Origin of the sequence: Campylobacter concisus (assembly GCF_015230035.1) — a bacterium.
Lineage (GTDB): Bacteria > Campylobacterota > Campylobacteria > Campylobacterales > Campylobacteraceae > Campylobacter_A > Campylobacter_A concisus_BK.
Map to the genome: position 1 here is coordinate 174,562 of NZ_JAAKZD010000002.1, position 23,157 is coordinate 197,718.

The 23,157-nt window shown below is 38.5% G+C and carries 21 protein-coding genes and 1 pseudogene; 17 read left to right on the forward strand and 5 right to left on the reverse strand.

What is annotated here, in order from left to right:
* The first annotated feature begins 171 nt into the window (after nt 1-171).
* The 16 genes and pseudogenes from G6W41_RS02060 to G6W41_RS10425 all read left to right on the forward strand — a co-directional run.
* Complete coding sequence (locus tag G6W41_RS02060) at nt 172-1,395, forward strand: argininosuccinate synthase (RefSeq protein WP_194170466.1); 1,224 nt, start codon at nt 172-174, stop codon at nt 1,393-1,395.
* A 23-nt stretch (nt 1,396-1,418) separates the two neighbouring features.
* Entirely contained in the window at nt 1,419-1,865 is a 447-nt protein-coding gene (gene rplI, locus G6W41_RS02065; protein WP_021086217.1) for a 50S ribosomal protein L9, read from the forward strand.
* Entirely contained in the window at nt 1,866-2,399 is a 534-nt protein-coding gene (gene hslV / locus G6W41_RS02070) for an ATP-dependent protease subunit HslV (protein ID WP_002940451.1), read from the forward strand.
* 8 nt (nt 2,400-2,407) lie between these two features.
* Nucleotides 2,408-3,730 (forward strand): HslU--HslV peptidase ATPase subunit, encoded by a 1,323-nt coding sequence (gene hslU, locus G6W41_RS02075; protein WP_194170467.1) that lies wholly within the window; start codon nt 2,408-2,410, stop codon nt 3,728-3,730.
* The gene (gene era / locus G6W41_RS02080) at nt 3,727-4,596 is read left to right on the forward strand and encodes a GTPase Era (protein WP_194170468.1); all 870 of its coding nucleotides are present in this window, start codon (nt 3,727-3,729) and stop codon (nt 4,594-4,596) included. The genes hslU and era overlap by 4 nt, the downstream gene beginning before the upstream one ends.
* A 60-nt stretch (nt 4,597-4,656) precedes the next feature.
* A complete protein-coding gene (locus tag G6W41_RS02085; protein WP_194170469.1) occupies nt 4,657-6,177 on the forward strand; it encodes a C4-dicarboxylate ABC transporter in 1,521 nt (506 codons plus the stop codon).
* Entirely contained in the window at nt 6,174-6,821 is a 648-nt protein-coding gene (locus G6W41_RS02090) for a hypothetical protein (protein ID WP_194170470.1), read from the forward strand. Before G6W41_RS02085 ends, G6W41_RS02090 begins: the two co-directional genes overlap by 4 nt.
* On the forward strand, nt 6,821-7,231 hold the full coding sequence (locus tag G6W41_RS02095; RefSeq protein ID WP_194170471.1) for a hypothetical protein: 411 nt from the start codon (nt 6,821-6,823) through the stop codon (nt 7,229-7,231). Before G6W41_RS02090 ends, G6W41_RS02095 begins: the two co-directional genes overlap by 1 nt.
* On the forward strand, nt 7,209-8,735 hold the full coding sequence (gene mshL, locus G6W41_RS02100; RefSeq protein WP_103568805.1) for a pilus (MSHA type) biogenesis protein MshL: 1,527 nt from the start codon (nt 7,209-7,211) through the stop codon (nt 8,733-8,735). The genes G6W41_RS02095 and mshL overlap by 23 nt, the downstream gene beginning before the upstream one ends.
* The gene (locus G6W41_RS02105) at nt 8,728-9,555 is read left to right on the forward strand and encodes an ATP-binding protein (RefSeq protein WP_012001747.1); all 828 of its coding nucleotides are present in this window, start codon (nt 8,728-8,730) and stop codon (nt 9,553-9,555) included. Before mshL ends, G6W41_RS02105 begins: the two co-directional genes overlap by 8 nt.
* Nucleotides 9,548-10,414, forward strand: coding sequence for a CDC27 family protein (locus G6W41_RS02110; RefSeq protein WP_194170472.1), 867 nt, complete (start codon nt 9,548-9,550; stop codon nt 10,412-10,414). The genes G6W41_RS02105 and G6W41_RS02110 overlap by 8 nt, the downstream gene beginning before the upstream one ends.
* Nucleotides 10,411-10,950: a hypothetical protein gene (locus G6W41_RS02115; RefSeq protein ID WP_194170473.1), complete on the forward strand. Its 540-nt coding sequence runs from the start codon at nt 10,411-10,413 to the stop codon at nt 10,948-10,950. Before G6W41_RS02110 ends, G6W41_RS02115 begins: the two co-directional genes overlap by 4 nt.
* Nucleotides 10,950-12,701: a GspE/PulE family protein gene (locus tag G6W41_RS02120; protein ID WP_194170474.1), complete on the forward strand. Its 1,752-nt coding sequence runs from the start codon at nt 10,950-10,952 to the stop codon at nt 12,699-12,701. Before G6W41_RS02115 ends, G6W41_RS02120 begins: the two co-directional genes overlap by 1 nt.
* Nucleotides 12,698-13,933 (forward strand): type II secretion system F family protein, encoded by a 1,236-nt coding sequence (locus tag G6W41_RS02125; protein ID WP_103558075.1) that lies wholly within the window; start codon nt 12,698-12,700, stop codon nt 13,931-13,933. Before G6W41_RS02120 ends, G6W41_RS02125 begins: the two co-directional genes overlap by 4 nt.
* 27 nt (nt 13,934-13,960) lie before the next feature.
* A complete protein-coding gene (locus tag G6W41_RS02130) occupies nt 13,961-14,461 on the forward strand; it encodes a PAS domain-containing protein (protein WP_021086788.1) in 501 nt (166 codons plus the stop codon).
* A gap of 580 nt (nt 14,462-15,041) precedes the next feature.
* Nucleotides 15,042-15,719: pseudogene (locus G6W41_RS10425) on the forward strand (methyl-accepting chemotaxis protein); the annotation flags it as partial.
* 777 nt (nt 15,720-16,496) lie between these two features.
* Here G6W41_RS10425 and G6W41_RS02140 read toward each other — a convergent pair.
* A complete protein-coding gene (locus tag G6W41_RS02140) occupies nt 16,497-16,928 on the reverse strand; it encodes a GatB/YqeY domain-containing protein (protein WP_194170475.1) in 432 nt (143 codons plus the stop codon).
* 30 nt (nt 16,929-16,958) lie between these two features.
* On the reverse strand, nt 16,959-17,861 hold the full coding sequence (locus G6W41_RS02145) for a disulfide bond formation protein DsbA (RefSeq protein ID WP_194170476.1): 903 nt from the start codon (nt 17,859-17,861) through the stop codon (nt 16,959-16,961).
* A gap of 130 nt (nt 17,862-17,991) precedes the next feature.
* Between G6W41_RS02145 and G6W41_RS02150 the strand changes: the two genes are divergently transcribed.
* Nucleotides 17,992-19,530, forward strand: coding sequence for an inorganic phosphate transporter (locus tag G6W41_RS02150; RefSeq protein WP_194170477.1), 1,539 nt, complete (start codon nt 17,992-17,994; stop codon nt 19,528-19,530).
* Nucleotides 19,531-19,704: 174 nt separating this feature from the next.
* Here G6W41_RS02150 and lpxD read toward each other — a convergent pair whose 3' ends face one another.
* The 3 genes from lpxD to G6W41_RS02165 are packed head-to-tail and all read right to left on the reverse strand — an operon-like array spanning nt 19,705 to nt 22,816.
* Nucleotides 19,705-20,658, reverse strand: a complete 954-nt coding sequence (gene lpxD, locus G6W41_RS02155; protein WP_021084646.1) for a UDP-3-O-(3-hydroxymyristoyl)glucosamine N-acyltransferase — start codon at nt 20,656-20,658, stop codon at nt 19,705-19,707.
* Nucleotides 20,658-21,119 (reverse strand): acetolactate synthase small subunit, encoded by a 462-nt coding sequence (ilvN, locus tag G6W41_RS02160; RefSeq protein WP_223227413.1) that lies wholly within the window; start codon nt 21,117-21,119, stop codon nt 20,658-20,660. The genes lpxD and ilvN overlap by 1 nt, the downstream gene beginning before the upstream one ends.
* Before the next feature lie 2 nt (nt 21,120-21,121).
* Nucleotides 21,122-22,816 carry an acetolactate synthase large subunit gene (locus G6W41_RS02165; protein WP_235044373.1) on the reverse strand — a complete coding sequence of 565 codons (1,695 nt, stop codon included), beginning with the start codon at nt 22,814-22,816 and terminating at the stop codon, nt 21,122-21,124.
* Nucleotides 22,817-23,157: the final 341 nt, after the last annotated feature.

A 23,157-nucleotide genomic window follows, 5' to 3' on the forward strand; every position in this document is an offset into this window, starting at 1 on the left:
TTAACAAAGCAAGCATAAAAACAATATTAATTATCATAATTTTAAATGATAAATTTATATAAAAATAGCTAAATAGTTTTTTGAAATAATGCTTACATTGTAATTTAGATTAATTTATTAAAGATTAATCAATTTAGGCTAAAATACGACCATTTCAACAAAAGGACAGCTATGAAAAAAGATGTAAAAAAAGTTGTTTTAGCATACTCAGGCGGACTTGACACAAGTATTATTTTAAAGTGGCTTCAAGACGAATACAAATGCGAAGTAGTCACATTTACAGCTGACATCGGACAAGGCGAAGAGCTAGAGCCTGCACGTAAAAAAGCCCTAGCACTTGGTGTAAAACCTGAAAACATTTTTATAGAAGATCTAAGAGAAGAATTTGTACGTGATTATGTATTTCCAATGTTTAGAGCAAACGCAGTCTATGAGGGCGAATATCTGCTTGGCACATCGATCGCGCGCCCACTTATAGCAAAACGCCAAAGCGAGATCGCAAGACTTGTTGGCGCTGATGGTGTGAGCCACGGAGCAACAGGCAAAGGCAACGACCAAGTTCGCTTTGAGCTCGGATATTACGCACTTGGCGATAACCTAACTATCATCGCTCCATGGCGCGAGTGGGATCTAAACAGCCGCGAAAAACTTTTGGCATACGCTGAGAAAAACGGCATAGATATCACCAAGAAACCAGGCAAAAGCCCATACTCAATGGACGCAAATTTGCTTCACATAAGCTATGAGGGTCTAGTGCTTGAAGACCCGAGCCACGCACCAGAAGATGATATGTGGAGATGGACGGTAAGTCCAAAAGATGCTCCAGATAAGAGCGAGATCATTGAGATCGGCTATGAAAAAGGCGATCCAGTGAGCATAAACGGAAAAAAAATGAGCCCAGCTGAAATTTTAACCGAGCTAAACCGCCTTGGCGCAAAACATGGTATCGGCAGACTTGACATCGTAGAAAACCGCTCAGTTGGTATGAAGAGCCGCGGCTGCTACGAAACTCCTGGCGGCACGATAATGCTAAAAGCTCACAGAGCGATCGAGAGCATTACGCTTGACCGAGGTGCAGCTCACTTAAAAGATGAGATCATGCCAAAATATGCCGAGCTAATCTACAACGGCTACTGGTGGTCACCTGAGCGAAATATGCTTCAAGCTCTCATCGACAAGAGCCAAGAGCACGTAAATGGCTCTGTAAAAGTTGAGCTTTACAAAGGCAATGTGGCTATCCTTGGTAGAAGTAGCAAAAATGATAACCTATTTAGCGAGGCATACTGCACGTTTGAAGAAGACAGCGTTTATGATCAAAAAGATGCAGCTGGATTTATCAAACTAAATGCACTTCGCTTTATAATCGCACGCAAAAATGGGCGAAAATTTGACTAAAAATAAAATTTAAAAGGATAAAAATGAAAGTACTACTAATAAAAGATGTAAAGGCGCTTGGCAAAGCTGGCGAGATAAAAGAGGTAAAAGACGGCTACGGCAACAACTTTTTAATCGGCAAAGGCTTTGCAAAAGCAGCCACTCCAGATGTCCTTCGTCAATACGAAGCGGCTCAAAAAAGAAAGGCTGAAGAGCTAAAATATGAGATCGCAAATTTAGAAAAGCTTAAAGAAGAGCTTGCAAAAGTGACAGTCGTCGTCAAGAAAACTCTTGGTGCAAATGGCTCGCTTTTTGGCTCAGTTTCAAAAGAGGAGATCGCAGCAGAGCTTGAAAAGACACATCATTTGGTAGTTGAGAAAAAGGCTATCGACCTAGACACTCACCTAAAAGCTGTTGGTCTTTATGATGTCTCTATAAAGCTTGGACACTCGATAAATGCGACCTTAAAGGTTGATGTGCAAGGAGAGTAGATGTTTCATGCGACAACCATCTTAGCCTACAAGGGCAAAAATAAAGCGGTCATCGGCGGCGACGGACAGGTGAGCTTTGGCAACACCGTCTTAAAAGGCAACGCCGTAAAAATCCGCAAAATTCACAACGGCAAAGTCCTAGCTGGCTTTGCTGGCAGCACTGCTGACGCGTTTAATCTCTTTGATATGTTTGAGAAAAATTTAGAGCATACAAAGGGGGACTTGCTAAAGGCGGTGATAGAATTTAGCAAAGAGTGGCGCAAAGACAAGTATCTAAGAAAGCTTGAGGCGATGATGCTTGTGCTTGATAGGGATAAAATTTTCTTACTTAGTGGCACTGGTGATGTAGTAGAACCTGAAGATGGCAAGATAGCAGCTATCGGAAGTGGCGGCAACTACGCCCTTTCAGCGGCTCGTGCCTTAGATAAATTTGCCGATATCGACGAAGAGGAGCTAGTCAAAGAGAGCCTCAAGATCGCTGGCGAAATTTGCATCTATACAAATACAAACATCAAAACTTATGTTTTAGAATAAGAGAGAAAATGAACTTAACACCAAGAGAAATTGTTAAATTTTTAGATGACTATGTGATCGGTCAAAAGGACGCCAAAAAGATCATAGCGATCGCACTTCGCAACCGCTACCGCCGTATGAAGCTTGAAAAGAGCCTGCAAGATGACATCATGCCAAAAAATATCTTGATGATCGGCTCAACTGGCGTTGGCAAAACCGAGATCGCAAGGCGCCTTTCAAAGATGATGGGTCTGCCATTTATCAAGGTCGAAGCTAGCAAATATACCGAGGTTGGCTTTGTTGGCCGTGACGTTGAGAGCATGGTGAGAGACCTTGCTATGGCATCATATAATCTCGTAAAAAACGAGCAAAGCGAAAAAAACCAAGACAAGATAAATGCCTACATCGAAGAAAAGATCGTCTCAAAGCTACTTCCGCCACTTCCAAAAGGTGCTAGCGAAGAGAAGCAAGCAGAGTACGCAAAGAGCTATGAAAAAATGCTAAATAGGCTAAGAAACGGCGAGCTTGACGAGCTAAGTATCGAGATAGAAGTGCAGCAAAACCCACTTGAAGCTGGCTCAAACGTGCCGCCTGATATGGCGCAGATGCAAGAGAGTTTTATAAAGATAATTGGCATAGGTGGTAAAAACATCAAAAAAGAGATGAAGGTAAAAGACGCTAAAAAAGCCCTTCAAAGCGAGGCAAATGATAAAATTTTAGACCTTGAGAGCGTAAAAACAGAGGCTTTAAGAAGAGCTGAAAACGAAGGCATCATCTTTATAGACGAGATCGATAAAGTGGCCGTTGGCTCAGGTAGCTCAAATAGGCAAGATCCTAGCAAAGAAGGCGTGCAAAGAGACTTGCTGCCTATCGTTGAGGGCTCTAATGTAAATACTAAATTTGGAAATTTAAAGACAGATCACATTTTGTTTATCGCAGCTGGCGCCTTTCACATAAGCAAGCCAAGCGATCTCATCCCAGAGCTTCAAGGCCGTTTCCCACTAAGAGTCGAGCTTGATAGTCTTGATGAGGATGCGCTTTATCAAATTTTAACTCAGCCAAAAAATTCGCTTTTAAAGCAATACATCGCACTTCTTTCAACCGAAAATGTCGAGCTAGAATTTGACGATGAAGCGATAAAAGAGGTGGCAAGGATCGCTCACGCAGCAAATGAAAAGATGGAAGACATCGGTGCTAGACGCCTTCACACGGTGATCGAGCGCGTGATAGAAGATATCAGCTTTGAGGCTAGCGAAAAGAGCGGCGAAAAGATAAATGTCACAAAAGAGCTCGTAAAAGAGCGCCTAAAAGACGTGGTTGAGGATCAAGATCTAGCGAGGTATATACTTTGAAATCAGGCTTTGTTAGCATCATAGGACGCACAAATGCTGGCAAAAGCTCGTTTTTAAATGCATTGTTGAATGAAAAGATCGCCATTGTCTCGCACAAGCAAAACGCAACTCGCAGAAAGATAAATGGCATAGTTATGAACGGCAAAGATCAGATCATCTTTACCGACACGCCAGGGCTTCACGAGAGCAACAAGGCGATAAATCAACTACTAATAAACCAAGCTATAAAATCGATGGGAGACTGCGATCTCATCGTATTTTTAGCGCCTATCCATGATGATACAAGCGACTACGAGAAATTTCTAGCTCTAAATCCTGAAAAACCACACATCTTAGTGCTAACAAAAGTCGATGAGAGCTCAAATGCTAAAGTACTTGAAAAGATCACTCAGTACCAGAAATTTCAAGATAAATTTGCAGCACTTCTTACTTTTAGCACCAAGCAGGCTACCTATAAAAAGCCGCTTCTTGATGAAATTTGCAAGCTTTTGCCAGAGCATGAGTACTTTTATGATCCAGAATTTCTCACACCAACAAATGAAAAAGAAATTTTTAGAGAATTTATACTTGAAGCGATCTATGAAAATTTAAGCGATGAGATCCCATATCTTAGCGATGCGATCATAAAAAGCGTAAAAGAAAAAACAGGTATCACTGAAATTTATGCGAGCATCATCACGGAGCGTGACATCCACAAAAGTATGATCATCGGGAAAAATGGTGAAACTATTAAAAGAATAGGAATTTTTGCAAGAAAGTTAATACAAAATTTAACAAACACAAAGGTCTTTCTAAAGCTCGATGTAGTCGTTAAAAAAGGCTGGAGCAAAGAAGAAAAGAGCCTAAATCAGATAATCGGCTATTGATTTTTTATTTTAAAGATATTAAAATACCCAATATAAGCGTTTAGGAAGGTTTTTTGATTCATGATGAATATTAAAAAAAATAGTGAAATTTCTATAGTTGCGCTAGATCCGTATGACTATAAAGGATTTCGTTATCACAACAGCAATGTAGAAGCTTTTAACTTTTCAAAAACAGTCAATAAACGCGACTTTTTTATCTCATATATAAAATTTAAAGACTTAAAAACAACAACATTTTTTATCCCTAGAAGTGTTGATAACGACGCCCTATATGAGGAGCTTTATTCAAAGGCCTATGCGGAGCTTTCGCTAGATCCTGCGCTTGATAATAAGATATTTTTCTCAGAAGGCACTACAAAAGCTCAAGAGAGAATTTTTACTGTTTTTGCTATCACAAATGAAGATATAAATTCGATCTTTAAAGCAGTTGCAAAAAAGGTCCCATATATCGACTACCTTGCGCCTGAACCTTTGATCTACTCTGCTATTTATAAAAAAGGCTTGTTGCCTAGCACGCAAGCAGACTGCTTTATAGCGCTTAGAAAAGATGAATCATTTTTAAGCATATATTTAGATGGTGATTTTTTTACTGCAAGAGAAATTCGCTATAACCTAAACTATCTCAAAGATAAATTCTTAGAGCAAAGCGGCGACCGCCTAAGCGATGATAAATTTCTCGAAGTTTTATCTCAAAGAGGACTTGTAAATAAAGATGATGATGGCTTTAACTACGATCTAAACACAGTTTTTGAAGATTATATCTTTTACTTTAACGATATTTTAAACATTATAAATAGCCAAAATGGCATATCTATAAAGAAAATTTACATAGATTGTGACTATGAGATCAAAAATTTTGCAAATTTCATCTCTACCAAACTTGGTTTGGATGCAGAGTATATAAATATAAAAGTTGCGATAAACAACAAAAACTATACCATAAACGAGCGTTATAACGTTATGGCTTTATTTGGTAGATTTTATACCAAAGAGCCATTTTATGAGAATTTTAACCTCTCAAATATGCTTCGTCCAGATCCATTTGTCAAAAGAAAAAGTGGCAAATTCTTGCTCACTTGCGCTGCGGCATTTGCGCTAAGTATGTTATATCCAGCTTACAACTACATAGCTGGTCTTGTTTTAGAAAAAGATAGCGCAAGACTAAATGATGAATATAGCGTCCTAAACGCACAAGAGATGCAGATAAAAGAGACGCTAGCTAAAATTTCAAGAGAACAAGAGGCGGTAAAAGAACAGACTCAAAAAGAGAATGAAAAGCTAAATTTCAGAAAAGGTCTGCTTGCTGAGATCGAAAATAAAAAAGATAATTACGCTATGAAGGGTTTAAATCTTTTTAAAATTACCGATATTTTAAATCTAAACGCAGTTCATATCACAAACATCGTAAATAACGATAGAAATTTGACTATAACTGCAGTTAGCGATAATGAAAAAAGGATAACCCAGTTGATCAAAGATATCAGCAAAGATGAAAAATACTTGGTAAATACTAAAAAAATTCGTTCAGATGACGCTAAACACGAGTATGAAAGTAATATAAGCATAGAGATTAGACAATGAGACAAGATATTTTGAGCAAAATAGATCAATACTTTGATAGCAAAAAGCCAAACGAAACAAACCTCATTTTTCTTGGCTCAGCGCTTATCATAGCTTATCTTGTCTATATGCTATGCTTTGATCCTGCGCAAAATTTCTTTGATGAAAAGCTTGATAAACATACGAGAATTTCTACAAAACTAGAAAATACTAGAAACTATCTAGCCTCAGTGAGCTCTCCTGATGGCGATAGAAATTTTAAGATAAACGAAGAAAATAGAAATTTAAGCAATCTAAAACTTCGCTACACGAATATTTTGAAATTTAATACCTATTTTGATTCAAAGCTTAAAGAGCTTTCATTTTTGCTTTTTAACAATCAAAACTGGGCAAACTATATAGATAGCATTGTGCTTTTGGCAAAACAAAATAATATAAAAATTTTAGAGCTTAAAAGTGATATAAAAGAGCCAAATTTCCAAAAGATAGAGCAAATTTTAAATATAGATGTCACTTGCCTTGGAAATTTTAAAGATATGCTTAGCTATATAAACGGACTTGAAGAGTCAAAACTCGTAGTAGATCTTCACAAAATGGATATAAATTCCACTCAAAAAGATCTAGGAGCTAAGCTCTCTATCTCTGTGTGGGGTATGAAGTACTGATGAAAAAATTTGGTTTATTTTTAATCTTAGCTCTAAGTCTATTTGGCAGTGAGTTTGAAGGCGAGATGAAAAACTATGATGAAGTTTTTGTTAAGATAAAGGAGCAAAGAAAAGGGCTTAATAGCGGTGAAATTTCTAGCTTGCAAGATCCTTTTAAGCTAAATTTGCCAGTTGCTCCAAAAGGTGATCAAAACACTACAAAATACTCTTCTGCAAGGGGGTTTATGCTAAAGGCCATTTTGCTAAATAAAGCAAATATAAATGGCAAGTGGTATAAAGTGGGAGATATGATTGATGATTACAATATCACAAGTGTTCAAGGCAGCAAGGTTATCATCGTAAAAGATGGTGAAAAACAAGAACTAACTCTTAAAAATGGAAGTAAAAATGTTGGTATCAAAATTAAGTAAATTTATTATAACTGCGGCGTTAGCTTCATTTTTAGCTACCCCTATAATGGCAAAACCAAGCACATGCTTGAGTAAAAATTTTAGTATGAAGATCACAGACGATATAAGTCTTGGCGATGTTTTAAATCAGCTCTCTGAAATGTGTGATTTTAGTATTGTTGCAAAAGATGCTTATAGTAAAAAAGAGCTTGACGATAAAGTCTTTGGCGTAAATATAAGAAACATGAGTCTAAGCGAGGTCTTTGATCTACTTTTAAACGAGAAAAATTTAAGCTATGAGTTTTCAAATAATGTCTTAAAAATCTCATCGCTTCAAACAAAAATTTTTAAAATAGACTATATCACTTCTATCCGTGAGGGCACAGCTATCACAAAAGCTTCGGTTGATGCCTCTCCGTCAGAAGTAGGCAATAGCTCAAGCAGTGATACTAGCTCAAACGACATAAAAAATGAAAACAACTTGATAAGAACAACTGAGAAATTTGACTTTTGGGAGAAGCTTGATGCTGAGCTAAAAGCTATCTTAAACAATAACAGCGAGCACATCACGGCGCCAGACCCTATCATAAACCAAAATGCTGGACTTATCACGGTTACAGCTACCCCGTCACAGCTAAAACGTGTTGAAAAATATATAGCTGAGATGCAAAGAAGACTTAAAAAACAAGTCATCATCGATGTTTCTATCATTGCAGTTGATCTAAATAATGAGTATAAGCAAGGTGTTGACTGGAGTAAATTTGAGCTTGGATTTAACTCATATATAGGCAACCCAGGCTCTAACACCGGCTCAAGTGCAAGTTGGACAAACAAGGGCAACAGCTTAAGCGATGGCTTTGGTCGCACACTAAATATCGCTGCAAATTTAAACTTTAGCCTTGATGGTATGATAAATTTCCTTGAAACAAATGGCAAAACAAAGGTTGTTTCAAGTCCAAAAGTAACCACTCTAAACAACCAACAAGCGCTAATCTCTGTGGGCGATAATATAAACTACCGCGTAATGGAAGAGACAGATAATGGTAGTAACAATAACAATAACAACAGGCTTACAACAACTTATAAGCAATACTCTGTATTTATCGGTATCTTGTTAAATTTACTTCCAGAAGTCTCAGATAACAACAAGATCATGCTTCGCATCAATCCAAGCTTAAGCAGCTTTAAGTATGCAGAAGACGACATAAGATCGCAAAATACAGCCATTAGAGAGATCGCCCCTGATACAGTTCAGAAAAAGCTCTCAACCGTAGTTCAGGTAAATAGTGGCGATACGATCATACTTGGAGGACTTATCGGTCAGACTAAAAATAAGCAAAACACAGCTGTACCACTTCTAGCTGACATACCTTTGATAGGAAGTGTCTTTAAAAGCACAAGAGATGGCGTAAAAACTACTGAGCTTATCTTTGTCATCACGCCAAGAGTTGTTGATCTTGAAGATCCAAAACCAGTTCAGCAGTCGCTAAAAGATCTAGGATTTTCTAAATCGATCTATGAGTAACGAAAATATTTATACGCATATAAAAGATGTTTTCATAGATGAAGACGAGAGTTTAAATTTCGTAAATTTAGACAACTCTATAAGCTGCTACAACAAGATAGTTTTAGCTCTAAAAAAGCCACTAAAGCTCATCTTGTTTTATGGCAAGCCAGGTAGCGGCAAGACCTTTTTGCTAAACAAGATCGCAAATGATCTAAAAGAAGATAAAAGCCTCATCTTTTTCCCGCATCCATTTTTTAGCGAGGCGACATTTATTGAAGCACTTTGTGAGCAAATTTATGGAAAAAAGCTTGAAGATATAAACAACTTTGAGAGCTTTATAAAATTTTATTCAAAAGATTTTAGCAGTAAAGATGAAATTTTAAAAAATCAAATGACGGTTATCCTAGATGAAGCACAGCTCTATCCGACTGAGCTTATCGAGAAGATAAGGCTTATGGCTGATACTAGGATGTTTAAATTTCTCTTTACGATACACAAAACCGAAAACGAAGATATTTTGGCGAAAGATTATTTTCAGACTAGAATTTGGGAGAGCATCGAGCTAAGTAGCGCTGATGTAAATGAGATCATCATCTACTTGCAAAGAAAACTTAGTCAAAAAAACTATGACAAATATCTTAAATTTGAGAAAAAAGATTACGAGTGCGCCTACTCATTTTGCGGTGGAAATTTAAGAACGCTAAACAAGATAATGTATAAATTCTATGAAATTTGCGAATACTACGAGCAGTATCAGCCTTCAAAGCTTAGCGGTGATAAGGCAAATATCATGATACTTACCATGGCTGCACTTGATGCGGGGCTAATCGATGCTTGAACCACAAGAAATTCAAAGACTTGAAAAGCTTTATGAGAGCTACAAGAAAAAAAATGGTGGCTTTTTGCATAAAATTTTTAACGCCAAAAACTCTAAAATTTTAATCATCGAGCTTTTGCTTATCATCATTTTGCTAGCTGCATTGATAGTGCTAAGCATAGGGAAAGCTCCAAGTCTTGCTAATAAAAGCGATAAAGTTTTAGCCAAAAATGCAACCACAGTAAAAATGGTAGAAAAAAATGAGACAAATGTAAGCGTTCTTAGTGAGCTAAAGCAAAAGAGCGAGGTTGCTAAGGCTAAATTTGAAGAGGGCAAAAAGCAAGACGAGCTAGCTGATAAGATAGCTAAAAAGCTCGAAGAGGTTGTAAAGATAAACGAGACAAACGATACTTCAAAAAATGACCCAAAAAAGCAAAGAAACTCACAAGGTTGGCTTAAGCTAAACATCCCTGATGAAGAGTCACTTACCGAACAAAATGGCATAAGCGTGCCACAAGATGAAGTGATAGATCTTGAGTCAAAGCCAGCCAGAAAGCGTGTAAATATACAAGTAACTTCAGCATCAAATGAAGAGAGCGTGCTAAGAGAACAATTTCTAAAGACAAATAATCCAACTATTGCACTTGAGCTTGCGAGATTAAATTTTAGAAACAATAATTTTAAAGAAGCTATAAAGTGGTCGCTTGCTGCAAACGATATAGATAATAGCTTAGAGGAGTCGTGGATCATCTTTGCAAAGTCAAAATATAAGCTAAAGCAAAGTGATGATGCCGTCAAAGCTCTAAGGGAGTATAATAAAAACTTAAACAAAGCTTCGATAAATGAGCTTATAAATAAGATAAAAAGTGGAACATTATGAAATTTTTTGCTATTTTTTTTGTTTTTGTTTGTGAAGTTTTTGCTGTTAGTCTAACTGAGATTAGGGATGACTTTAACAGCGCAAACTATGCAAAAGTCTGCAACCAAAAGGTTGAGGAATTTTTAAAAACACAAAATAACGAAGAGCAAATTTCTATGTTTGGCATCGCTTGCATAAAGATGAACGATCTAAACAGGCTAGCAACTCCGATCGATAAGCTAGTAAAGAGCGAAAAATCAAGAGAAAATGCTGCCTATTTTGCTGACATCTTATTTAAGAAAAAGCTCTTATTTCACGCTATGATAGATGGCGTTGATATAAGCTATATCAGGCTTCCAAAGAGTGATTATATACTTTCATTTTTGTTTGATAAATTTGTAAAAAAAGAGTATGTTGAAGAGCTTGGCACATTTATCTTTGAAGAACCAAATTCTGACACAAGATATGAGATAAGTCCAACAAATGGACAAATACCAAAGCTAGTGCTTAAAATTTTTAAAAATAACGACCTGAAATCACAAATAGAGTATAGATAATGAAAAATGTAGAAAATGTAATCTTAAAAAATATAGAACAAAACGGCAAACTAAGCACATCAGATATAGAAAAAATAAAGCAGATAAGCGAGCAAGAAGGCAAAGGTCTTGTTAAAATTTTAAGAGATGAAAATTTAATAAATGATGAAGATTTTATGGAAATTTTGTCTGATATTTATAGAAGAGGGCATGTAAATATCGATGAAATTTCAAACGATCTTGAGCTTGATATAAAGGCTTTTGTTAAATTTATAAGCGAGAAATTTAAGGTTTTATACTTTGACCTTGATGATATCGATATCGACTACCGCATAAGCGAGAAGCTAAGCACCGTTCAGCTAAAAACATATAGCGCGATCCCAGTAAAAGAAGATGAGATAAGCGTATATGTCGCTTTTAAAAATCCATTTGACGTTATCGCTCAAGATAAGGTGCAAAATTTATTTAATAGAAAACTACTAAAAGTTGCCATCGCTCAGCCAACCCAGATAGAAAAATATATAAGCAAGCTAGCACTTAATGAGAGCATAAAAGATGTGATAACAGAGATCAGAAGAGAGCTTTCAAGCTCGGCTAGTCAAGGTCAAAACAGTGAAAACTCTGGAATTTTAAAGCTAATCGAGATCATCTTAAAAACATCTATCCAAAGCAGAGCCAGCGACATTCACATCGAGCCAACCGAGACAAACTGCATCGTAAGAAGCAGGATCGATGGCATGCTAAGCGAGACATTTATATTTGATAAAGATATCTATCCGCCGATGGTTAGCCGTATGAAGCTACTTTCAAACATGGACATCGCAGAGCGCCGCCGCCCACAAGATGGTAGATTTTCTGCTCAAATTTTAGACAAAGAGTATGATTTTCGTATCTCGACGCTACCTATATTAAATGGCGAAAGTATAGTTTTAAGAATCTTGGATAAGTCAAAGGTCATTATAAATTTAGAAGATCTTGGCATGCATCCAGATAACTTCGCTAAATTTAAAAAGAGCATGAAAGCGCCTTATGGCATCATCCTAGTCACTGGCCCAACAGGCTCAGGTAAGACTACGACACTTTACGGTGCGCTAAATGATATAAAAAGCGTAAAAACCAAGATCATCACAGTTGAAGATCCGGTCGAATACCAGCTAAATATGATCCAACAAGTGCATGTCAATGAAAAGGCTGGACTTACCTTTGTCTCAGCTCTTCGCTCTATCTTGAGGCAAGATCCAGATGTCATAATGATAGGCGAGATCAGGGATCAAGAGACGCTTCGCATAGCGATACAAGCGGCACTTACTGGTCACCTCGTCTTTTCTACGCTTCACACAAATGACGCCATAAGCGCGCTTCCTCGTATGATAGATATGGGCATCGAGCCTTATCTAGTAAGTGGCGCGCTCGTTTGCATAGAGGCTCAAAGGCTTGTTAGAAAGCTCTGCCCACACTGCAAACAAAAGATCACTCTATCTCAAAAGGCATTTGACGAGGTTAAGAAATTTGTCCCTGAAAACTATCAATTTTACAAAAGCGTCGGATGTCCGCAATGCTCACAAACAGGGTATCTAGGACGTGAGATGATAAGTGAAATTTTGCCTATTAGTGACCATATAGCAAGCATGGTTGCAAATGGTGCTTCTAAAGATGAGCTTAAAAGCGTAGCTTACGAAGAGGGCTTTATAGATATGTTTCATGATGGCGTCATAAGAGCAGCAAATGGCATAACCACGCTTGAAGAAGTTTATAGGGTTGCTAAGATATGAAATACTTTGAGGTTGAGTACATCCAAAACGGCAAACGCCATAAGATGAGCCTAAGAGCGAACAATAAAAGCGAGATCAAAGATAAAGCAAATGTTACTGGCATGATCGTAAAGATCAAAGAGACGCAAACTTCTAGCATAAATAACTTTGAAAATTTACAAAACGTGATCGCAAAAGCTTTTACTAATCCAAAGGTGAAAATCCCAAATTTAGTAGCCACCATAAGGCAGCTTAGTGTTATGACAAATGCTGGAATTTCTATCCACGATAGCATTAAAGAGGTTGCAAACTCCACCGAAGATAAACGCCTTAAATTTATATTTCAAACTATAGATGAGGAGCTAAATCAAGGCTCAAGCCTCACAAATAGTATAGAAAATTTTAAAGAAGAGCTTGGCGACGTGACGCTTGCGATGATAAGACTAGGGGAAAGCACTGGTAATATGGCTGATGCGCTTGCAAAGCTTGCCTCTATCTTGCAAGAGGTCTGGGACAATCAGCAAAAATTTAAAAAAGCTATCCGCTATCCGATAACAGTCATTTGTGCGATCATCATAGCCTTTGTCATCCTTATGATACTTGTTGTGCCGCAGTTTAGAGAAATTTTCGAGCAGTTAAATGCAGAGCTACCACTACCAACTAAAATTTTGCTAAATATCGAATACGTCATGACAAACTACGGCTTTTATATCCTTGGGGCACTTGCATTTATCGGATATTTGCTTAGAAAATACTACCTTGATAGTGAAGAATTTCAAGATAAGGTCGATAAATACCTTTTGAAAGTCTATCTCATCGGCAAGATAATATTTTATTCGAATATGAGCAGGTTTAACCTCATCTTTACAGAGCTTGTTCGAGCTGGTTTGCCTATAGCAGATGCCCTTGATACAGCTGTGATAACGGTCTCAAACAAGGATATCAAAAAGAAACTAAGCGGCGTTAAGATACTTGTTGGTAGGGGTGTTAGCCTAACGGAGGCTTTTAGAGATACAAATTTATATGAAAATATGCTCATACAGATGATAAGCGCTGGCGAGCAAAGCGGTAGCTTGGATGATATGACCGGAAAAGTTACTGACTATTACAGGATGAAATTTAACGATATTATTGATAACATCTCAAACTATATCGAGCCTATCTTGCTCGTTTTTATAGCAGGTATGGTGCTTTTACTAGCTCTTGGTATATTTTTGCCGATGTGGGATCTATCAAAAGCCGTTAAAAACTAAAATAATTAAAATCTTAAAGGAGAGAAGATGTCTGAAAACAAAGAACACATGGTCGAAGAGAGCGCCTTTTTGGTCTCAAAGACCGACTTAAAAGGACGTATTACGTATTGTAACGAGCCATTTTTAAAGATAGTTGGAGCAAAGCAAGCTGAAGTCTTGGGTAAGCCTCACAACATCGTAAGGCACCCAGATATGCCAAGAGCTATTTTTAAGCTACTTTGGGAGCATATAAAAGATAAAAAAGAAATTTTTGCTTATGTAAAAAACAAAAGCTTTGATGGTGGATACTACTGGGTCTTTGCAAACATCACAGCCTCAGTTGATGACCGCAATAACGCAGTTGGTTACTACTCAGTTAGACGCAAGCCAAATCCAAAGGCGATTGAAGTGATAGAGCCTATATATCAAAAGTTATTATCGGTAGAAAAGAGCGGTGGCATGGATGCTTCTATGAAATTTTTAACTGATTTTTTAAACGAAAAAAATCTAAGTTATGATGAATTTGTAAATAACCTACAAAGGCTATAAGATGTTTGGAAAAAAACTCGACTCTATAAATGAAATTTTAAGCGTAGTAGGCTCAGCTCGAAACGGCATCTTAGAGCCTAGGATAGTAAATGTAAAAGAAAATGACCCACTTTATGAAGTAGCACTTGGTATAAATGACTTGCTTGATCAAGTTGAGGCACTTCAAAGAGAAATTTCAACCTCAATAGACGCTGCCCAAAGCGGACTAACATATAGAAATATCTTTACAGAGGGTTTTAGGGGAACTTTTAAACAAAATGCTACTTTCATGAGCCATGGTGTTGTTGGCATAAAAGAAGGTCAAAAAAGTAAGGTTCGTGGCCTGCTTTCAAAAGAGCTTGACACACTTGGCAATGGCAACGACGGCATAGAAGATGTTAGAAACGATCTAAATGAGAGTATCAAAAACCTTAGCCAAATGGCACTCATGGCAAAAGATACAGCTAGGATCGCTGAGGATACGACGCAAAGCATCAATGAGCTAAGCGTAAATATGAGCTCACTTGAAGAGCTGATAGAGGGCTCGAGCCACGCTATAAGCACGCTAAATAGCAGAACAGACGACATCACTTCGGTTGTAAATTTGATAAAAGATATAGCTGAGCAGACAAATTTACTAGCTCTAAACGCAGCTATCGAGGCAGCACGAGCAGGCGAGCATGGGCGCGGCTTTGCTGTTGTCGCTGATGAGGTTAGAAAACTAGCTGAAAATACCCAAAAAGCGACACACGAGATCGGCGTAAATATCCAAACACTTCAGCAAGAAGCCAAAGATATAGATGAAAACTCTAAAAAGATAGATGAAATTTCAAAGATCGCCACAGCAAATGTCGAAAATTTCAAACAAACTTTAGCTAGCTTTAACCAAAATGCAAAAGAGACAGCCCAAAGATCAAAATATGTAGAAGACAAGACCTTTGGCATCATCGCAAAGATAGCTATCATCGTCTATAAAGTGGGTGTTTATTCAGACACTGTAAATGAGCAAGGTTACGGCGATGATATAGCAAAAGACGCGGATGATCTTGTAGCGTGGTATGAAAATGAGTGCGCAAAGAGCTTTAGCCACACTAAAACTTATGAGAAATCACGCCATTTGGTGGATGAATTTAACAAAAACATCAAAGCCATCTTGACAGAAGCTGGCAAGGGCTATAACGAGAAAAATTTAAAACATTTTGTCACTGAGTTTAGAAAACTCGAAGATCTTAGTAGAGAGATATTTAACTCATACAACGAAATGGTCGCTTCAAAATAACTTCAAATTTGCTAGACTCGTCTTGGGTCTAGCTTTTTAATCTATATATCAAATTCTTTTTTTATTGTGCTTGCAAGTATATTTTGCAATTTTAGTGGTTTTTAAAAATTTACCTCTTTTAGCAAGAATGTTGCCATAAAACAAGACTAAAATTTAGTTATACTCTGCTTATGCATATCAAATTCTACTTTTTAAGCTATTCATTTCTCACAGTGGAGCTTTCTGACTTTTATCATCCCATAACAGCAGGCACGTTACGGTAGGCTCTAGAAATTTAAGACGTGTGAGAGAATTGTAGATTTATTTCTTAGGACGAGATAATTACAGCAAAACAAAGCCTAAATTTAGCAACCCACCACTTTAAATTTTTACTTCTTTAGCACATAATGCACCAGCAAACCAAAGCTAGTTTTAAAGCAAAAGTGTTAAATTTAACTTCATGTTTAAAAAATTTGATAACTGCTTAGTATAAAATTTATAAATTCACTAGATACCGCTATAAAGTAAAGTTAAATTTAGCCAAGTTTGTTTTTGTTTTTTGCTTCTTTTGTGCCGCTAAAGCTAAAATGTTTATAAATTTAAAGGTTTGCCAACCTCAAAGTAAAACAATCAAATTTTAAATCCCTGCTCAAAAACATAAATTTAAATTTAGCAAACCGCCCTAGCCTAAATTTAGAAATTCATCGCTTTCAAAATTAATATTTGATGTAAGATGAAGTATTTTTAAAGCCTGCACATTAAATTTAACGCACAGGCTTTGAGAAAGTGTATATTAATTTACGCCAAAAGTTCTTTCGCGATCATGCTTATGCGTTTTGCTTCAGCGCTCGCTCCGATCTCATCTTTTGCCATTTTCATCACAGCGCCCAAATTTTTACCAACCTTTTCAATTATTCTTTTTATCTTCTCTTTTAGCTCATCATCACTTAGCTGAGCCGGCAGATATGCCTTGATTAGCTCGATCTCGCTCTGCTCTTTTTTAGCTAGGTCCTCTCTTGCTCCCTTTAGATAGAGTTCAACCGAGTCAGCTCTCTTTTTGATCTCTTTTTGAAGTAGCGGGAGCACGATCTCGTCGGTCATCTCGATCCTTTGATCGACTTCGACCTGCTTAAGTGCTGCATTTAGCGTCCTTAAGGTGTCTCTTTTAAACTCATCTTTTGCTTTCATAGCCTCTTTTATGTCGGCTAAAATTTGCTCTCTTATGCTCATTTTATCTCCTTTAAATTTTTGAAATAATAACTAAAATTTTGTGATAATTTCTTGAAATATGCCTTTTAAATAAGCCGTCCCAACGCCCTCTCTAAGCCCATCGTCTATTACTATAAATTTCGCTTCTTGACCGTTTAGTAGCTCCTCTAAAAGCAGTGTCCCAGCGATGAGCGGATACTTTCTACTTCTTCCAACCGCCACGTCAGCGCTTTTATCATCCATCTTTAAAAGCTTATTTACAAACCAAGCAAGATCGTCATTTTTAAGCTCATATCCGCTCACTTTTTCTGGATCGTAGCTCTCGTAGTTTAGCCCAAGCTTTAGTGCTGCGATGGTGGTCGGCACGCCAGAAGTTAGCACGATAAGTCTATTGTTAAGACTTGTTAAAAATTCCCTTGCCTCTTTTGTATAAATTTTTGCATTTTTTTGCATCAGATCAAGCGTTTTAAACCTCTCGTAAAAGGTGATGATGCCAAATTTAAAGCTTATAAATTTCCCATCTTCGCCTATCTCTGAGCTTGCACCGCCTATGTCGATGATGCTAAATTTATCGTTTATGCCAAGCTTTCTTAAGGCATTTTGCACGCCTAAAAATGTAAGTTTTGCTTCAGCTTGCCCGTCAATGATATGAAAATTTATGCCAAATTTCTCTCTTATCTCGCTAAAAATTTCTTCACTATTTGACGCTACTCTAAAAGCCTCAGTTGCGACTGCCACGCATTTAAATTTATCAAAGTCAAATTTGCTTTTAGCCTCCGCTATCGCTTCAAAAAGCCTATTTTTAGCCTCCAAGCCTATCTTACCACTTTCGTTTAAGCCCCTTGCAGCTCCAACTATTTTTTCATAAATTTGCTCATTGCTAAAGCCATTTTGCTCTTTTTTTATAAGCGCCGCGCGAAAGGTGTTTGAGCCAAGATCGATTGATATAACCAAAATTTATCCTTAATATTTTTGCCAAATTCTAACATATGATAATTTAGTATCATTTAAAGTGAGAAAATTCTAAAAACTTTAATAATTTTCAAGATATAATTTTGCCAAAAACTCTTACAAGGGGGCTTGATTGCTTCGAGATAACTTCTTGGCGTTAGTTATTTTTGCGATTTGCAGCGTTGGATTTTTCGTTTGGGGCTATCAATACATCCCGGCAAATAACTACTTTTTATTCTTGATCGCCGGTATGTTTGGTCTTTTTATGGCGTTTAATATCGGCGGAAATGACGTTGCAAACAGCTTTGGCACAAGCGTCGGCGCAAAAACACTCACACTAAAACAAGCTCTCATCATCGCAGCCATTTTTGAGCTTAGCGGCGCGATATTTGCAGGATCTGAGGTTACAAATACCATTAGAAACGAGATCGTGAAATTTCCAAGCGATCTAAACCCGATGAAATTTGTCATTATAATGATCTCAGCTCTTCTAAGCTCAGGTCTTTGGCTATTTTACGCGTCCAAAAAAGGTCTGCCAGTCTCGACCACTCACTCGATAGTTGGTGGCATCGTTGGTGCAGGACTTGCTATGGGTTTTATGATAAAAGATCCTGAGCCATTTAATATGGTCTCTTGGGGCGAGATCGGCAGGATCGCCGTTAGCTGGGTCATCTCGCCACTGCTTGGCGGCGTGATGTCTTACATTATATTTGGCTACGTAAAAAGCAAAATAATCGAGCCAACGCACGAGCTAAAGACAAATTTAAAAGCGTTAAAAGCTGAGAGAAAAGCCTATAAAGAAAGCTTCATAAAAGCGCTTAAAACAAAGCCAGCTGAGGAGCAGATAGCCACTCTTTCAAAGATCGCAGTTATCGATGAGGACGAGATCGAAACCACTGAATACAGCGAATACCGCTCAAAAATTCGCATCATGAAAGATAGCGAAAAAGAGATAGACACCTTTAAAGCGATGAAAAAGCACATCCCGATCATCGCTGGATTTGCTGCAATGGTCATCTCGTCAATGATGCTTTTTAAAGGGCTTGAGCATATAAATTTAGCCTTTAGCATCATCCAAACAGTCTGGATCATCTTTGTTATCGGTGCCCTAGCGTATCTTGCAAGCCTTGCTATTATAAACGTCATGAGTAAAAACGACAGCGAAAAGAGTATCAATAGAATTTTCTCATGGTTTCAAATTTTTACCGCTTCATCTTTTGCATTTTCACACGGCGCAAACGACATCGCAAACGCAGTTGGACCATTTGCTGCTGTGCTTGATGTGCTAAAGACTGGCTCTATAAATGAAAGCTCGCCGATACCTAGCATCGCAATGGTAACATTTGGCATCTCACTTGTCGTTGGACTTTGGTTTTTAGGCAAAGAGGTGATCACTACTATCGGCTCAAAACTAGCTGAAATTTTGCCGACGACTGGCTTTAGCGCCGAGCTTGCCTCAAGTATCGTCATACTTCTAGCTACAAAGCTTGGCATACCAGTTAGCTCGACGCATATCCTGATAGGCGCGGTTTTGGGCATCGGCATCGTAAATAAAAATGCAAACTGGAAAATGGTAAGACCTATCATCCTAGCTTGGCTCATCACGCTTCCAGCAGCTGCGATATCATCGGCTATATTTTATTTTGTCCTTGCTAAATTTTTAGGCGTTTAGTCATATTTTTAAATAGCTAAACCGCCCTATTTCTAGATATTTTTGTATAAATTTTATATGAAAGCTTGGCAAGTTGATCCAACCTGCCAAGTAAATTTGAAGTTATTTTTTATTAACAATAATCTCATTGCCACGTTATTGCAATTTAGAAAATTAAACCTACTAAATCCAATTTTAGTTTTTTCTAAAAAATCTAATCATCTTAGCCTGGATTTTAAACATCTCTGAAAGCTCCATTATCGGATAAGCTCCAGCGTATTTTTTGCCGCCAGGTAGGTCTTTGCTAACGCCACCGCGTGCCGCAATCTGAGCGAAGTCTCCGACACTTACGTGACCAGCTGAGCCACTTTGTCCGCCCATGACGACGTTTCTGCCTAGCACTGTTGAGCCAGCAAGCCCGGTTTGTGAGACGATGAGGCAGCCATTTCCAAGCTCGCAGTTGTGGCCTATTTGAACGAGATTGTCTATCTTTGTGTAGTTTGCGATCATCGTGCTTTCAAAAACGCCACGATCTATCGTCGTGCAAGCGCCGATCTCGACAAAATCGCCCAAAACAACGTTGCCATTGTGATAAATTTTCACATGCTCGCCAGTTTTTGTATGCGCATAGCCAAAGCCGTCGCTGCCTATAACGCAGTTTGCAAGCAGGTGGCACTCATTGCCGATGACGCAGTCATTATATATGACGACGTTTGGGTGGATGATGCAGTTTTTACCGATAGTTACGTTATCGCCCAAAAAAGCCCCAGCCATCACTATCGTATTTTCGCCCACGCTCACGTTTGAGCCTATATAGACATTTGGCATTATAGTGGCGCTCTGGGCGATGTTTGATGGTTTTGGCTCGCAAAAAAGCGGCTTAGCGTAAATTTTGCTAAGGATAGCAAATGCAAGGTGCGGGTTGTCGCACACAAGCGCTACCATGCCAGCTGGCACTAGGTCTAAAAGCGATTTTGTCACCAAGATAGCTCCAGCGTTTGAAGTGCTTATAAATTTGGCATTTTTCTCGCCGTCGCAGTATGTTAGCTCAGCTTTATTTGCATTTTTTAAAGAATTTAGAGCAAAAATTTCAAGATCTTCTCCGCTAAAAGTAGCATCTACCTTTAAGGCTATTTCGCTTAGTTTCATCATATATCCATTATCACAGATCCGCCGCGCACGACATCAACTGGGTTAAATTTCTTTATCGATTTTAAAAAGCTCTCTACCCTGCTCGCATCGTCAGCCACCATGACGACGATGTAGTTTTCGTTTGTGTTTGTGACGATGCCATTGTATGTCTTTAGTATCGCCTCAAGGCCGGCGAAATTTTCACCAAGCGGGATTTTCACAAGAGCCATCTCTTTTTCGACAAATTCGCCGCTTTCTATGACTTTGTATGTTGGGATGAGCTTGTGAAGCTGCTTTACGATCTGCTCTAAAACCCTCTCATCGCCGCTTGTGACGATGCTTAGCCTTGAGAAGTTGCTCTCAGGTATCGGAGCGACTGTGAGCGTGTCGATGTTGTAGCCCCTGCCCGCGAAAAGCCCAGAAATCCTAGCCAAAACGCCATGTTCATTTAAAACTATAACCGAAATTGTTCTTCTGATACTCATTTTTCTTCCTTGCTCTTTAATATCATATTATAAATCGCAGCCCCTGCTGGAACCATAGGAAGCACGTCCTCAAAGCGGTCGATCCTCACGTCGATAAGAGCTGATTTTTTACTCTTGATCGCCTCTTTTAAAGCCTTTTTAAACTCATCTTTGCTCTTGCAAACAAAGCCAACGCCGCCAAATCCCTCAGCTATCTTTACAAAATCAGGCTGCAAGCTAAGATCAGTCGATGAGTAGCGCTTTTCATAGAAAAATGTCTGCCACTGGCGCACCATGCCTAAGAAGTTGTTGTTTAAGATGATGTTTATGACAGGGACATTTGTCTCATAAGCAGTCATTAGCTCTTGGATATTCATAAGTATCGAGCCATCGCCTGTAAAATTTACAACCAAATGCTCAGGCATCGCACACTTTGCGCCGATCGCTGCAGGCAGGCCGTATCCCATTGTGCCAAGGCCGCCACTTGTGACAAGCTGCCTTGCGCGGTTAAATGGATAAAACTGCGCCACCCACATCTGGTGCTGACCGACGTCAGTTGCGATGATAGCCTCAGGGCCAACTATCTTTGCAGTCTCTTCAACTACCCATTGAGGCTTTAAGACCTTGTCGCTATCTGTGTAGCCAAGTGGATTTAGCTTTTGATATCTATCTAAAATTTCTCTCCAAGGCGCATAGTTTTTAGGCTCACCTTTCACCTCTTCATAAAGCTCACTTAGCACGTTTGTAAGGTCACCAACTATCGGATAGTGCGCGTTTATGATCTTTGAGATAGAGCTTGGATCGATGTCGATATGAATGATCTTTGCATGCTTGGCAAACTCGTCAGTTTTGCCTGTGACCCTATCGCAAAATCTAGCGCCAAGCGATATGAGAAGGTCGCACTCGCTAAGAGCCATATTTGAAGCGTAGCTGCCGTGCATGCCCGCCATGCCTAAATTTAGCTCATCTTTTGCGTCAAGCACGCCAAGAGCCATAAGTGTCTCGACCGCTGGGATGCCAGTTTTTTTCATAAATTTACGTATGATCTCGCTTGCGTTTGATGCGACCGCACCGCCACCGATGTAAAGAAGTGGCCTTTTTGCTTCATTTATCGCAGCTGCTGCTTTTTTGATCTGCTTAGAGTTGCCTTTATATGTCGGTTTGTAGCTTGGGATAGAAATTTCTTTTGGATAGACAAAGTCACCAAGCCTTGAAGTGACGTTTTTTGGGATATCGATATGAACTGGTCCTGGGCGGCCTGATCTTGCGATGTAAAACGCCTCTTTTATGATGCGAGGTAGCTCCTCGACGCTATTTACTAAAAAGTTGTGTTTGACACAGGGGCGTGAAATGCCGACTGCATCGATCTCTTGAAAGGCGTCTGTGCCGATCATAAAGGTTGGTACTTGACCGCTTATAAGCACAACTGGGATGCTGTCGCTGTAAGCTGTGGCAAGACCAGTGACAGCGTTTGTAAAGCCAGGACCGCTTGTCACAAAAGCCACGCCAACTTTGCCGCTAACCCTTGCGTATCCGTCTGCTGCGTGAACGGCTGCTTGCTCGTGGCGAACCAAGACGTGCTTGAAATAAGTTTGTTTATATGTCTCGTCGTAGATATTTAAAGCTGCACCGCCAGGATAGCCAAAAACTATCTCAACGCCCTCTTCGTGCAAGGCTTCGCTTATCATCTGTGAACCAGAAATTTGTTTTATCATCACTTTAGCCTTTTGATAAATTTATCGCAAATTATATCCCAAAGCATTTTAAATCCATTTTAACTTTTTAGCGAAATTTGGGCGTTATCTTAAATTTTTTGAAAAAAATTTGAGTTAAAAAAGCGAAAAATACAAAATATTTTACATATATTTATGCATATTATTTTTAGTATTTTGATAAATTTGGCAAATTTAGAAAATATGTAGAAGAACGCAAACCAAGCAAACCAAGCAAAAAAAGACAATCTAGCCAATCAAGCCAAGCAAGCCAACCAAGCCAACCAGGCCAACCAAGCCAACCAAGCCAACCAAGCCAACCAAGCCAACCAAGCCAACCA